This is a genomic window from Bacillus sp. MMSF_3328 (assembly GCF_030733525.1).
Taxonomy (GTDB): domain Bacteria; phylum Bacillota; class Bacilli; order Bacillales; family Cytobacillaceae; genus Bacillus_AB; species Bacillus_AB infantis.
Genome location: NZ_JASHIV010000010.1, coordinates 83,918 through 98,257 on the forward strand (window position 1 = coordinate 83,918; position 14,340 = coordinate 98,257).

Annotated in this window: 11 protein-coding genes; 5 read left to right on the plus strand and 6 right to left on the minus strand. The window is 43.6% G+C overall.

Annotated elements, in window-relative coordinates:
* Positions 1-233 precede the first annotated feature (233 nt).
* Positions 234-1,103 (plus strand): carbohydrate ABC transporter permease, encoded by an 870-nt coding sequence (locus RBB45_RS16465; protein WP_009791026.1) that lies wholly within the window; start codon positions 234-236, stop codon positions 1,101-1,103.
* A gap of 322 nt (positions 1,104-1,425) precedes the next feature.
* Positions 1,426-1,713 carry a hypothetical protein gene (locus tag RBB45_RS26360; RefSeq protein ID WP_022543767.1) on the plus strand — a complete coding sequence of 96 codons (288 nt, stop codon included), beginning with the start codon at positions 1,426-1,428 and terminating at the stop codon, positions 1,711-1,713.
* A gap of 250 nt (positions 1,714-1,963) precedes the next feature.
* Here the strand turns inward: RBB45_RS26360 and RBB45_RS16470 are convergent, their stop codons facing one another.
* The 5 genes from RBB45_RS16470 to RBB45_RS16490 form a co-directional block, all read right to left on the minus strand.
* Positions 1,964-2,731: an NAD-dependent epimerase/dehydratase family protein gene (locus RBB45_RS16470; protein ID WP_224951785.1), complete on the minus strand. Its 768-nt coding sequence runs from the start codon at positions 2,729-2,731 to the stop codon at positions 1,964-1,966.
* Positions 2,732-3,032: 301 nt separating this feature from the next.
* Complete coding sequence (locus tag RBB45_RS16475) at positions 3,033-3,935, minus strand: dienelactone hydrolase family protein (RefSeq protein WP_224951783.1); 903 nt, start codon at positions 3,933-3,935, stop codon at positions 3,033-3,035.
* A complete protein-coding gene (locus RBB45_RS16480; RefSeq protein ID WP_306009969.1) occupies positions 3,932-5,263 on the minus strand; it encodes a glycoside hydrolase family 28 protein in 1,332 nt (443 codons plus the stop codon). Before RBB45_RS16480 ends, RBB45_RS16475 begins: the two co-directional genes overlap by 4 nt.
* Entirely contained in the window at positions 5,244-6,392 is a 1,149-nt protein-coding gene (locus tag RBB45_RS16485; protein ID WP_022543765.1) for a glycoside hydrolase family 88/105 protein, read from the minus strand. The genes RBB45_RS16480 and RBB45_RS16485 overlap by 20 nt, the downstream gene beginning before the upstream one ends.
* Before the next feature lie 459 nt (positions 6,393-6,851).
* Positions 6,852-9,074 (minus strand): helix-turn-helix transcriptional regulator, encoded by a 2,223-nt coding sequence (locus RBB45_RS16490; RefSeq protein ID WP_306009970.1) that lies wholly within the window; start codon positions 9,072-9,074, stop codon positions 6,852-6,854.
* Between the two features lie 295 nt (positions 9,075-9,369).
* Here RBB45_RS16490 and RBB45_RS16495 point away from each other — a divergent pair, with 295 nt between their 5' ends.
* Together RBB45_RS16495 and RBB45_RS16500 are read left to right on the plus strand one after the other, a co-directional pair.
* Positions 9,370-10,056, plus strand: a complete 687-nt coding sequence (locus RBB45_RS16495; RefSeq protein WP_009791017.1) for a rhamnogalacturonan acetylesterase — start codon at positions 9,370-9,372, stop codon at positions 10,054-10,056.
* Between the two features lie 33 nt (positions 10,057-10,089).
* Positions 10,090-11,853: an ABC transporter ATP-binding protein gene (locus tag RBB45_RS16500; protein ID WP_224951778.1), complete on the plus strand. Its 1,764-nt coding sequence runs from the start codon at positions 10,090-10,092 to the stop codon at positions 11,851-11,853.
* Positions 11,854-12,086: 233 nt separating this feature from the next.
* On the opposite strand, the gene RBB45_RS16505 is transcribed toward RBB45_RS16500, so the two are convergent.
* On the minus strand, positions 12,087-12,788 hold the full coding sequence (locus RBB45_RS16505) for an aspartate/glutamate racemase family protein (RefSeq protein WP_224951776.1): 702 nt from the start codon (positions 12,786-12,788) through the stop codon (positions 12,087-12,089).
* Positions 12,789-12,895: 107 nt separating this feature from the next.
* Here RBB45_RS16505 and pdxR point away from each other — a divergent pair, with 107 nt between their 5' ends.
* Entirely contained in the window at positions 12,896-14,299 is a 1,404-nt protein-coding gene (pdxR, locus tag RBB45_RS16510) for a MocR-like pyridoxine biosynthesis transcription factor PdxR (RefSeq protein ID WP_371931606.1), read from the plus strand.
* Positions 14,300-14,340: the final 41 nt, after the last annotated feature.

A 14,340-nucleotide genomic window follows, 5' to 3' on the forward strand; every position in this document is an offset into this window, starting at 1 on the left:
AAGCTCAGAGCCCTGATTTGAAAGCGCTTTCTGATATCAATCATATAAAATGATTATCTATTTATGTAAATGAGTATGTACTTTAGAATTCTTGAAGAGTGATAAAAGAACTCAATGTATGTACTTCCCCCCCATATTACCAGGTGGATGGAAAATGATTATGGACATACTATTTTTCAGGTTGATATAGTTAACTCAAGAAAATATTAACTTCATTATGGAGGGATTCTCAAATGCACGACAAATCTTTTGGGAATCGCATATTTGACTTTGTTAACCATGCGATCCTATTACTCATCGCCTTAGCCTGCCTTATTCCCTTTATTAACGTGATTGCCAGCTCGTTCGCAACGACAGAAGAGATGGTGGCTAAAGATTTCATCTTGTTCCCTACTACTTTTTCACTGAGTGCCTATGAGTATATCTTTTCAACACCAACGATTTTTAAAAGTATGACTGTATCGATCCTAGTAACATTAGTCGGAACATTTGTCAGTATGGTTTTAACAGCTTTTATGGCCTATTCATTGTCACGAAGGTATTTAACAGGAAGAAGTGCAATTAATTTTCTTGTAGTGTTTACAATGTTATTTAGCGGGGGGATGATTCCTACCTATCTAGTAGTAAAGAGCCTGGGTTTAATCGACTCTTACTGGTCTTTAATTTTGCCAATAGCGATTAATGCATTTAATCTTATTATCATGAGAAACTTTTTTTCAGCCATTCCAGATAGCCTGGAAGAATCAGCAAAAGTGGATGGATGCAACGACTTAATGATCTTCTTTAAAATCATGCTTCCATTATCGCTTCCCTCGATTGCCACCATTTCCCTGTTCTACGCGGTGGCGTATTGGAATCAGTATACAAATGCTATTCTTTATCTGACTGATTCTAATAAGTGGCCAGTTCAAGTTTTACTCCGACAAATTGTTATCGTATCAAGCGGTATGCAGGCAGACTCTTCTGCAGTAGATGTTGTCCCCCCTGCTCAAACCGTTAAGATGGCTGTTATAACTGTTGCAACAGTTCCAATGCTTATCGTTTATCCTTTCCTGCAGAAATATTTCGTTAAAGGAGCAATGGTTGGTTCTGTTAAGGCTTAAGAACTTTTCCATGGGGTTTCCTGAAATTTCCAATGAAATAAGAAGTATAAATACAAAAAAAGTAGCTGTTACAGTAACGGGTTCCGTTCTAGGGTGCTACCATTATAATTAGCAGTACATTTAGAGAGTGAAATCGCAAAGATTTTGCTCTCTTATTTTTGCTTTTGCATCCCGTTTAAAACAACGGGATCTAAATCTGAAGTTGGTACTCCGGCACAACGATTGGGTTTAACAGAGAAGGTTTTCACTTTAAAAGATATAATCTATTTGAGATGATTATTTTAGCAAAGACCCTGTTAAATAAAATGAGAGGTGCATTAATTTGGAAAGGAAAAATCTAAAGATATTCACCAAAATCTCATTCATAATAGCAATAGTTACAATTATTGTTATTCCTATATCCATATACACACCGATACCAAAAGTGTTTGGATTACTCGTATTTCTCATTTCCTTGATTGGCATCCCTTTTAGCATTATTTCAATGTTTAGCAGAGAAAAATTAGCTAAAAGAATTTTTGCTTTGATTGTAAATCTGTTACCAATAAGCCTTTTTATTTACGCTTTAATTATGGAATTTACAGATGAATTTCTTCGAACCGCACCTTAGACGAAATAAAGAAAACGGCAGCGTAATGGCTGCCGTTTTACTGTTTAAATAACCTGTTATTGTATTGTTTTTTTGACGCTTTATCTTTTTTTGCACCTCGTAGCGGAACCCGTTACAGTTTCAGCTGCTTTTTTTTGCTTTAATATTAATCTGGTTCATACATTCAGATTCCTCCAGCCAAACATAGGCCATTTCAATTTCAAGTGCCATATTAATAGGCTGGCGCTCTTCCGGGGCCAGCCTCCTGGGTTTATTCACGATTCTCTTTCAATACCTGCTGTGCATTTTTCTTTGAAACAAACCCAAGCTCTTTCCAGGCTGTTTCTGTAGACCAGGGTTTGTCCGCATTATCTGACACACCGTAATAGGTGCCATTTTTAACAGTCGACTGGATGGCGAGATCAAACAGCTGTACAGCATCTTCATGTGATAAAAGAGTTCTATGCAGCCTGTCATCTTCCTTTACGGCTTCCTTTTCATCTGGAAGAACGCTTCCGATCCTTAAATTGATCACTGAAAGGCGATTGTTTTCGTTCCGGGCCATGATTCGCCCGATGCCTTCAGATGCATATTTTAAAACACCGTACAACCCTATGGATATAGGAAAATCCTGCGGTGTGATCTCTCTGCCCAAAGAAGAATAGCCATCCTTTTCATAATAATCAGCTGCATGATTGCTGCTTGCAAATACGACTTTGGGAATTCCGAGAGAATCGGCAGCATGGAGGATATAAAATGAAGCGATAAAATGGATGCTGGTCATCATGTGGAATTCCTTTAGATTCTCCAGATCATTGTCTGTCTTGATTGTCAGCAGATTAACAAGCACATCCGTATCCTTTGGGATGTTTTCCACAAGGTCCTCATAATCGGCTGCATCTGTTTGAATAAACTCTGCTGTCTGTTCAGGTTTTTTTTTATCAAGAATGACGATATCGTATTTGGAGCTAAGACCGTTATATAAGACCGTGCCAATCGTACCCGAACCGCCAACAAGGGTGATTTTCTTTCTCATCATTTTCTCCTCCTGCTCATGTAAACGCTGTAATTTTTATTTAAATTACCCTTCCATACATTCGTTATTCCTATTTGCAGAAAATCTTTGCTAGCTTATGAGCGGGCAGAGAGGCGGATGCTGTACTAAAAGATTTGTAAAATAGAGAAACAGACAGTATGCTCCGGATGTTACTGGCAAAAAAAAGGCCGGAATAGTTTATTCCGATACCCTTTCTTTATAAGCCCTTCATACTCAGGCTGGCAAAGATCGATTGAACCAAGTCCGAAGTGTATGTCATTCTATTGAAATCGTTTTTTTATGTTCACAGATGATCTATTAAAAAAGCTTTCCATAATTCTCTCATTTCCTTCGTTTCCTGATGTCCACCTGTCAAAATCCGTCCTTCCCAATTCCCGGGAACCTGCCGCTTTTCATAAGAATCCTTAAGGCTGCTGTTCAAAAATACAGCTCCTTCCGCTGGACACAGGCGGTCGTCTTTGCCGATTACGCTAAGGCGCGATCTCGGTAAAATCAACTCCTGGACTGCTAAAGTTGAAAAATGCTTCAGCAGACCCGGAACATAATAATAGAAGCCATGATGATCAAGTCCGCGTTTTTCCATCAGTGTTTCGATATGCACCTGTGCTGCAATGTCAACTGAAACTTTGATCCTTTCGTCCAGTGCAGAGAGCCACCAGCTCATCAGTCCGCCCATCGACATCCCGATGGCGGCAAGGCGTTCTCCATCCACATCCGGGCGGCCCTGAAGATAATCAATCAGGGACATGCTGTCAAAGACCCTCATCCCCCACAATGTTTGGCCCTTCAGCAGCATCTCCTTGACCAATTCGCTTTCCTGCTTTCCTCTTCTTTCATTGAATCCCCACATATCTATGGCACAGACGGCAAATCCCAGCCCCGTGATCTCTTCAATAAAAGAGTGTTCAACCAGGTAAGGGCTGCCTGTCAGCAGCTCGTCTTTACCGTTCTCAAAATTCCCGCCATGAGAATGGCAGTAAATGACGGCAGGCAAAGGGGCAGAGGCATTAAGAGGCTTTGCAAAATAGGCCGGCACTGTTTCCAGGCCATTCAGGCTCAGCATCAATGTCTCCAGTACATAACCCTGCCTTTTCTCAATCATCAGCACCTGGTGCTCATGATTTTCTGGAACAGAGCGGTCACCCAGCAGGCTCAGAAGCTTCCGGCGTTTATCTGCAGCTGTCATTTTGCCGTCACTTCCCTGACCAGCTCTTCACCTTCCTTTGTGTTCCTTGATTTGCAGGAGATGACTTCAACATCCTCGCTGTGTTCTATATGGAAGGCTGACCCTTCATGATTTTCAATCGTCACCCGGCTGAACAGGACATCCTTCGCAAAGCCGACGTAAAAGCCGCGGTTCGCCATATCCTCAATCCCGGCCATCATGGCAGGCTTGCCGGGTACGGCATTTTTCGCAAGTGAAATATCAATCTGGCTGAAAGTAATATCGGTTGCATATTGTTCTGCCAGGCCGTAAATGTATCCGGCTGACGCCTGCACATTCCTCGCTGTAATATTGGCAAAATGGAGGCGGCGGAACATAGGGGTTTCAGCAGTAACGGGATATGGATTTTTGTCCCAAACATATTGATCTTTCCCGCGCGGTCCGCAGAAATAGTAGAGATTGATAATGAATGGGCAGATGACCCCCTCCATCACAATATTGTCGACACGGACATCCTCTACAACTCCGCCGCGGCCGCGCCTTGATTTAAAGCGGATTCCCCTGTCTGTATCCTGGAATACGCAGTTGCTGATTGTCACATTGCGGATATCCCCGCTCATTTCACTGCCGAATACGACAGCTCCATGGCCATGGACCATCGTACAATTGGTAATTGTGATATTTTCACAGGCGACTCTTTCTTCGGTATCCTCTGTGCCTGACTTTATGGCAATGCAGTCATCACCGACATCAATATGGCAATTGCTGATCCTCACATTTCTGCACGATTCCGGGTCTATTCCATCTGTATTTGGAGAGTCGGCTGGATTCAGGATTGAAACATTATCTACGGTTATGTCCTGGCAGCAGATTGGATTAACGGTCCAGCTTGGGGAGTTGATCAGGCGTACATCACGCAGTGTAATATGCTCACAGTGGTCAAAGCTGATCAGCTTCGGACGCGGATATTTCAGTTCCTCCCTGCGGTTCCTGAAAACATCCCACCACTCCATTCCATTACCGTCAATCGTGCCAAATCCTGTTACAGCAATATTCCTGGCTCCTTCTGCAAACAGGCACGATGCGTATACCTCACGCTTGACACCCTCCCAGCGCGATGTTACTACTGGATAATCCTCCTGCTTGTCGGAAAACTTTAAATGAGCGCCATTCTCCAGGTGAAGTTCAATATTATCTTTAAGGAATAATGGGCCAGTGAGGAACTCGCCGGCTGGAATCACCACCTTGCCGCCGCCATTCTGATAGGCTTCATCAATGGCCTTTTGGATGCCTTCGGTTGCAAGTCCAGCATTCCCTTTTAAATATTCGCTAATATGATAGACTGCCATGATCAACGCTCCTGTTCATCAAATATTCAAACTCAGCCGCCGCCTGCAAAAATGCCCCAAGCCCTTTCTGGTCGTTGCAGGTAACCGGCTCACTAATATAATAGGCGTATGTCCCGTCCCTCTTATCTGGTCCTCCGAGACCTGCCACCTGGCAGTTTTTGTTCAAATTTACCCAGCCTTCTTTTGTCAAAAGAACAAATTCATCCAGCAGACCTTGATGGGATTTTTGCAGCTGCGATTCCCACTTCTCCCTATGGAGGACCCCCTGCCGGATTCCCCGGGCAATTGCACAGACAATCATGCTGCTGCAGGATGATTCGAGATAGTTTCCTTTTTCATTTGGCTTATTGACAACCTGATGCCACACACCGCTTTCTTCATCCTGATAGTTGAGCAGCGCTTCAAGAGTATTTTCAAGCACTTTGACAAGAAAGCCCCTGCCTGGAGTGACCTCTGGAATCACCTCCAGTACATCAGTGAGCGCAAGCAGATACCAGCCCATGGAACGGCCCCAGAAATTGGCCGATAGACCCGTTTCTTTATCTGCCCAAGGCTGCTCCTTTTTCTCATCCCACGCGTGATAAAGCAGTCCGGTTTTTTCATCTAATAAATGGCTGAAGCTTATCTTGAATTGGCTGATGATATCTTCAAGCCCTTCTCCATCCATAAATGCCCTCTGGTATTCCGCATAAAAAGGGGCACCCATATATAATCCATCAAGCCATATTTGATAGGGATAGATCTTTTTATGCCAAAAAGCGCCTTCTGAGGTGCGCGGATGTGTTTCCAGCTGCCTGCGGAGTAGATCGGCTGCTTTTTTGTACTTCTCATTTCCAGTTTCACGATATAACACAAATAGCATCTTCCCGTTGTTGATATGGTCAATATTGTAATCTTCCATCTCATACCGGCTGATGGAGCCGTCTTCATTGATGAAGTGATCCATATTCTCTTTTATAAACTGAAAATACTTCCGGTCTCCGGTACTCTTCCATACGAGATGGAATCCTTTTAGAACCACACCATAATCATATGCCCATTTGCCATTATAGCCCTTGTCCTCGAACAATAAAGGAGTTCTTTCCATAATGGAATCGGCTGTCCTGACAGACCAATTTCTATCCTGCACTTGTAAAATCCCTCCACTTTCAATTTAAGTTTGAATTGGGAGAGAGGTTTTGAGCCTCCCATCCCCATTTTCCAACTGCGTTGCGGTTGCTTTTATTCATTTGATTACCTGCCAGGCAGCCTTTTTGGGAGAGTGCTCCCTTCTGGCTTAATGGCACTTAATGCTTTAAGGATACTAAAAACAAGAAAATTCCGTATATAATCATTTTGTGATTACGCTTACAAAGGCTGGTATATCGATGATTTAAGAAATAATAGCGTAAAAATGATACTTTTAAACTGGAAAACTGTTTATGTCTATCAGTTGGTATTAAAGGGGGATTTATATTCCTATAGGCAGACAGATTGGATTGCATATCCTTTTGTCCAGAATTTTTCTACAGTGATAAATGGTTAGCTTAGTAAGCATAGCTGTATAACAAAAGCTTCTTCACAGGGAAGAAGCTTTTGCATTGTTTCATTATTGGCGGTATTCTTTTCGATAGTCCCCGGGAGTCTTGCCCACTTTCTTTTTGAAGAAACGGATAAAATTCTGTGAGTTGCGGTATTGCAGCTTCTCGGCTATCTCTTTAATTGTCATGTCCGTTTCCTTCAGCCACATCTGCGCCATTTGGAGCCGGTAATTCATTAAATAATCCACAAAATTCTCCCCATATTCCTTCTTAAACACATTACTTAAATAATTCGGGTTGTAATGAAGCCTGTCAGCAATGATGTCGAGGGAGATTTCCTGATCAAATTCACTTTGGATAATATAGACAATTTTATCGGATATGTTTTTGAAGCCCTGTTCTGTATTGCTCTGCGTACTGATGATGACCGGCTGAATCAGCTGCTGGTAAAGCATGTCTTTGATTATTTGCGGATAATAGGCATGCATGGCAGTCTGGTAGAGCTTCTTAATATTTTCGAATATATTCGACTCTGCTCCAAGCAGCTGTCCTAATTGGACAAGATCATTAATCACCCTGATTAGAGTGACACCCAGACTGATCGGGTTTTTGTTCAGTCTGAAAATTTCATCGATAAGCAAACCTGTCAGATTCCGAACCTCTTCCTCCCTGCCTGAGCGGATTGCGCTCATCAATTCATTGTGCAATTCAATCGGAAATTTGGAAATCGAAGCATCATTCAGCATTGAGGAAATGTCGTGGTAAAATATGATGCTTTCAGGCCCGACATTTACACGGTAATGTAGCGATTCTTTTGCCAGATCCACTGCTTTTTTGCTGTCGATCAATGAATGATACACAGGGCTGACCCCAACGCTCACAACCAGATTGAGCGTTTCCTTTACTTTTTCCTGGATTTCCTCGTAATACATCATAATTCGCCTTTCGGCTTCCTGTTCATTGTCACAGGCAAAGATCATCGCTTGCATCTCATCATTAAGAACAATCGGGATCAGCCTTTCCTCCTTCGGGACGATCTCGCGGACTATATGATTGATTGCCAGCAGAAAGATATCTTTATCTGCATTCTGCTCGCCGTCCATTTGGTCAATTTGGATAAGGCCGGTATAAAAGACCTTGTCTGTTCCAAAATGGTAGTCAAACTGCTCAAGCCTGTGCTGGATATCCTTTTCAGCAATTCGCTTCCTAAACAGACTCAGAACAAATAACGTTTCAAGCTCCGGCTTTTGCTTTGATAAGCTTTCAGTGAGCAATTCATTCTGATCGACGATCCTATCAACAGAGGCAGCCAGGAAGGAAAGCTCATTTTGCTTACGGCTGATGCCGCCCTGCGACAATCTTTCCTGGATTTTTTTGATTGGCCTTGAATAAGAGTCTGCCAAAAGGTAGGATGTTCCGCCGACAAGAAGGATTAAGATGACAGAAGCAAGAATCAGCCCCATCCTAGTATTGTGGATGATGCTTCCGATTTCGTTTTCGTTGATTTCCACAAGGTACAGCCAATGGTTATAATCTGCCTCAAGGAAAACATAAGTTTTTCCGTTGTCAGCTTTAAAGACGTCCGCTTTCTCCTCTGCTGCTTCGGCAGCCGCTTTCACCTCATCAAAGCTTGTTTCCGTCAGGCTGCTCCCCTTGTTCACACTGGAATATAAGAGCTTATCCTGGCTGTTATAAATTTCAACCGCATTATCTTGTTCCCCGACAATTTGATCAATGCTCCTTCTCGGGATATTGGCAATTCCCAGGGCAAATTTCTCGCGCTGATAAAATGGTAGTGTCATGACCATTTCTATGCCTTCTTCCGTCGGCTTCCAGAAGAGATTCCGGTCATTTTCATTTATGTATTGTTCCTTATACGCGTTATATTCTTCAGGGGTCAGCTTCTTTAAAGATTCATTAACGATTCCCCATTTTTCCGCCAGGCTGATGAGCCTGTATTTGCTGCCCTCAATTCCCATCATCTCTATATAGCTCATTTCTTTGATGATATCCTGGTATACCTCAAAGTCCCTGCCTGAAAGCGGTCTTGTGAAAACTTCCTTAAAGCTTGCTGTAGAGCTGTAGGCGGTATAGCCATATTCAATGGTCCTGACCTTCTGCTCGACATTATGCAGAATTTGTTTGGTGTAGCTTTCCTTATCCTTTAGAAAGCTTTCCTCAACTGAATTGTAAGTCGAGTTATAGATAAAAATGCTGAAGCCTGCCACTAGACCTATCCCCAATAAAAAGAATGGGATAAACAGCTTGTAAAACACTCTGCCATTCCTCAAAATGTTCAACTCCTTGTTTTCCGCCATATCATAAATGAAAGCGTTATCAACAATCTATAAATGAATCAAACGAAATGATTAGATGCCTGCTTCAATTTGTTTGACTTTCTGATAGCCCTTTTTATATAATGTGAGCGTTAACATAAATATACAGAAATTTCGAACTTATCCGTCATTAAATAGATAATAGCATAATATGATCTATTAATATAGTGGCTTTTTCAACTTCCCTTAAAGATGTTAACGTTAACATAACGGCGGACAGATAAATTTACCTGAAAGAGAGTGCACAATTATGGACCCAAAAACCACCATATTTATCGCCGGCGACTCAACTGCCGCTGTCAAATTGCCTGAGAAGCGGCCGGAAACGGGCTGGGGAGAAGCATTTGTACAATACCTCAATCGTCATGCTGTGCTAGATAACCGGGCCATCAATGGCAGAAGCACAAAATCGTTTATCAAACAGGGCCACCTGACTTCTATTGAGAGCAGCATTATGCCTGGCGATTACCTGATCATCCAGTTTGGACATAACGACCAGAAAACAGAGGATCCTGAGCGCGGAACCCGCCCCTATGGGGACTATCAGGAATACCTTTTGGAGTATGTGGAAACTGCCAGAAGAAATCAAGCTCATCCTGTGCTCTTCACCCCTGTCACAAGAAGAAAGTTTGACGGAACCAATACCATTGATGAGCTTTCAGTCGGGGATTTCCCTGAAGCCATGAAGCAGTTTGCCGAAAAAAATCAGGTTCCGCTCCTGGACATTCACAAAGCTACACGAAACTTTTTTAACAGCATGGGACAGGACGAGTCAGCCTTATATTTCATGCATCTGGCTCCGGGTGAATCCCCAAATTATCCAGATGGCCTTGAAGATAATACCCATTTCAATGAAAAAGGCGCCGAGGCAGTAGCGCATTTAATTGCTGAAGAGATTAAAAAAAGCGATCTGCCGCTAAAAGACCTGCTGAATTAGCAGCTTTCATGGGGCATCAAGGAGAGGAATGCTTTGGAGGACTCATTTATACAAAATATTTATAAACAAAATCAGCAGAATTCACTGAAAGTGCTGATTGGTCTGTATAAAGGCCATGCGATAAAGCTGTTTTATTCTGCCGTCCTATTCACAATCAAGCATATCCCTGCCTGGGTCATGCCCATCGCCATTGCCAATGTCATCAATGCAGCAACCAATCACGGGGGAAACGGCATCCGCACCATCTATATCAATGCCATCGTGATGATCGTCCTTGTGCTGCAGAATATCCTATCAAACTATTATCATACAAAGCTGCACAGCTATGCGATCCGCAGCGTTGAATCCGGCCTGCGGGCTTCGCTCATCAAAAAACTGCAGGAACTCTCCATCCCCTACCAGAAGGAAATGCAGTCAGGCCGGCTGCAGTCGAAAATCATGCGGGACGTTGAAGCGGTCCAAACTCTTTCCTCCCAGGTTTTTGTGAGCCTGCTGAATATATTTATCAATCTAATCGTAGCTCTTGCCATCACGCTCTACAACAGCCCTGTTGTCTTCCTGTTTTTTATCCTTACTGTTCCAATTTCCGCACTTATCATTGTTATTTTCAGGAAAAAAATAAAACACTCGAATTCAGAATTCAGGCAGGAAATGGAAGAAACCTCTGCCCGGGTCATTGAAATGATTGAGCTTGTCCCGATTGCAAGGGCGCATGCCTTGGAGAAGCAGGAGGTCAATCGCCTTAACCACCGCTTTCAGCAGATTCTTTTAAAAGGCTTTCACCTGGATATCATCCAATCCTTATTCGGTTCAGTCAGCTGGGCTAGCTTTCAGATTTTCCAGATCATCTGCCTGGTGTTCACCGGCATCCTTGCCTATCGCGGCTCTATCACACCAGGAGAGGTCGTTATGTACCAGACCTATTTTACAACAGTGGTGAACTCGGTTTCCGGCATGATTACCTTGATCCCGACGATTGCTAAGGGGCTTGAGTCAGTCAAATCCATCGGCGAAATATTGACTGCAGGAGAGGTTGAAAACTATGAAAATAAACCAAAGCTAAAGAAGGTGCACGGCAGCTTTTCCATTCAGTCTGTGAGCTACAGGTACCCAGGCGCCTATGAAAATACCTTGCAGGACATCACGATTGAAGTCAAACCGGGTGAAACCATTGCCTTTGTAGGCGAATCCGGCTCCGGCAAATCAACGATTCTCAATCTGCTGATTGGCTTTATTCAGCCGAGCGAAGGAAAAATCCTTCTGGACGGTCATGATATGGCAGAGATTGATCTAAGGTCGTTCCGCAATCATCTCGCGGTTGTCCCGCAATCAACGATTCTTTTTTCAGGGACCATCAGGCAAAATGTGACTTACGGCAAGCTGTCTGTCACAGAAGATGAGCTGAAAAGAGTACTGATAGCCGCAAATCTGTGGGAGGTAGTAAAAAAACTCCCGGACGGATTGGACACCCGGATAGGCGAGCATGGGGATAAGCTCTCGGGCGGACAGCGGCAAAGGATCTCCATCGCCAGAGCACTGATCCGGAATCCTGAGGTCATCATTCTGGATGAAGCAACCTCTGCCCTTGACAGCCATTCCGAGAAAAAAATCCAGGAGGCATTGGACACCTTGACCAGAGGCCGCACTACTTTTATCGTGGCTCACCGATTCTCTACCATCCGAAACGCTGACAAAATCGCCGTCATCCAGGATGGCCGATGTATAGAATTTGGCACCTATGAGGAGCTGATGCATCAGCAAGGGAGCTTTTATGAGTTGAAGCAGCTGCAGATGTAAAATTTTTTATGGGAATAATGCTCTTAATACATGGGATGCTTTTTTAGTGATAGTCATGCATCAATTGGCTCTCTTTCTATACATGAGTGGCTTCTTTTGATGGCGGTCATGCATTGATTGGGCTTCTTTCTATACATGAGTAGCTTCTCTTGATTGCAGTCGTACATTGATTGGACCCTTTCTATACATGAACAGCTTCTTTTGTATGCCATCATGCACCGACTGCTCTCTTACTATCTATCAGAGTGACTCAGTGCAAATCTTACTGCCTTTGAAGCATGTATAAAGGTTGTGTCGAATAAAGGCAGCCGGCAGTCTTCCTGGCTGATCAACAGGGGAATCTCCGTGCATCCGAGTATGATTCCCTGGGCGCCTTTCTTTTCCAGACGATGAATGATATCGAGATAAGCAGCCTTTGAGTCTTCCTTGAATTTACCCCTGCATAATTCCTCAAAAATCACCTCATGAACCCGTTCCCGGTCACCTTCCTCTGGAACGAGAACCTCAATGCCATGTTCCTCAAGGATTTTTTTATAAAAAGTCTGCTCCATTGTGAATTTGGTGCCGAGCAGGCCAACTGCCTCTATGCCTTGCTTTTTAATCTCCTCAACCACGCATTCTACAATATGTATGACGGGAATCCTGCAGGCTTTTTGAAGATCTTCTGCCATCAGATGCATAGTATTGGTGCAAATAACGATGCAGTCTGCACCTCCCGTTTCAAGGAACCTTGCTGCTTCAATCATTTTTTCAGTTGCCTTTTCCCAGTTCCCGCTTCTTTGCAGGGCAGCAATTTCTTCAAAATCAAAAGAGTAAAGCAGGCAGCGGGCTGAATGGATCCCGCCCAGTTTTTCCTGGACAAGGCGGTTGATATATGAATAATACACGCTTGTCGATTCCCAGCTCATTCCCCCGATTAATCCAATTGTTTTCATTTCGATCATCCTCCTTATGGTACTGTAAAGATATCATGATATACTGGATGAAAATAGAGCCACAATTAGATGACTTTTATAGTACCAGTTGACAGATTGGAGAGAAGATTATGTGGTTTCAAATTGTTCGGGAAGGCCCAAAGTCGTTGACTCAGCAAATTTATGAGAAGCTGAGATCATATATTTTAAATGGGGAATTGCAGGAAGGCGAAAAGGTTCCGTCAACACGCGAGCTTTCAGCCTCTTTGCAGGTCTCCCGAAATATTACTCTGGAAGTCTATGACCAGCTGGCATCAGAAGGATACTTGGAGGTTCGGCCAAAGTCAGGGACATACATAGCTGCTGGTGCAGCCTTTCTCCGGCCAGAAATGGCCCATCGGCGGAAAGAAAAGGAGAAAGTGAACGATGCCTTAGAGAATATGATAGACTTCAAAGCTTCTACACCGGCCATGGATCATTTCCCCAGAAAAGTATGGGGCAAGCTGGCAAAGGATGTATGCTTAGATGCTGATGAACAGGCATTTGGCTATCTTGATTCTTCAGGTCTGCAGGAGCTTAGGGAAGAATTGTCCAGATACCTGTTTCATACACGCGGCGTGAACTGTACGGCAGACAATATTGTCATTACAAGCGGTGCAACACAAGGGCTCTCGCTTATAACCGGACTGCTGGTCAAAAATAAGCAATCGATAGCCGTTGAAGATCCTGTTACGGATGAAATGAGGAATATTTTCACCTATCATGGAGCCGTTTTGGACCCTATCCCTGTAGACGAAAAAGGCCTTAAGCCCGAACATCTTCCTGAGGATGAGCCTCCAGGCTTTATTTTTACACTTCCATCACATCAATTTCCGCTGGGCAGTACATTGACCATCCAAAGAAGGATCCAGCTGATCGAGTATGCGAGGAAACATAGCACTTATATAGTTGAAGATGATTATGACAGCGAGTTCACTTATGAAGGTTCTCAGGTCCACAGCATTCAGGGACTAGATCCTGAGAGGGTCATTTATGTCGGGACCTTCAGCAAGATCCTTTCGCCTGGACTCAGGATCGGCTATGCTGTCCTGCCCGCTGATTTACGGGCGGATTTTAAGAAGCTTAAATGGTATTCCGACCGCCATCACTCAGGTATAGAGCAACTGATCCTTGCGCGTTTTTTAAAAGACGGCCACTTTGACAAGCATATAAGGAAGATGAAAAGAATTTACAGGCAGCGGAGGCAGGCTTTGGTGGACAGCTTGAAAGAACACTTTCCTGACTGCCGTATCTGGGGGCATGCTGCTGGTATGCATCTGGTTGCTGAATTCCCTTCCACTGTTTTTGAAGGGGAACTGCTGGAATGGATCTTCAGTCATTCTGTTCGTGTGAATCCGGTAGAGCAGTACAGCATCATCAAAGGAAACCATAAGAATAAGATTGTGCTGGGGTATGGGAGCTTGACGCCTGATAGGATAGAAGAAGGGATTGCGAGGCTGAAAAAAGCAATTAGGAGCTTCCCGGAAAAGTGAAAAAAGGGGAGAGCAAACGATAAAGTCTGCTCCCCCCTTTT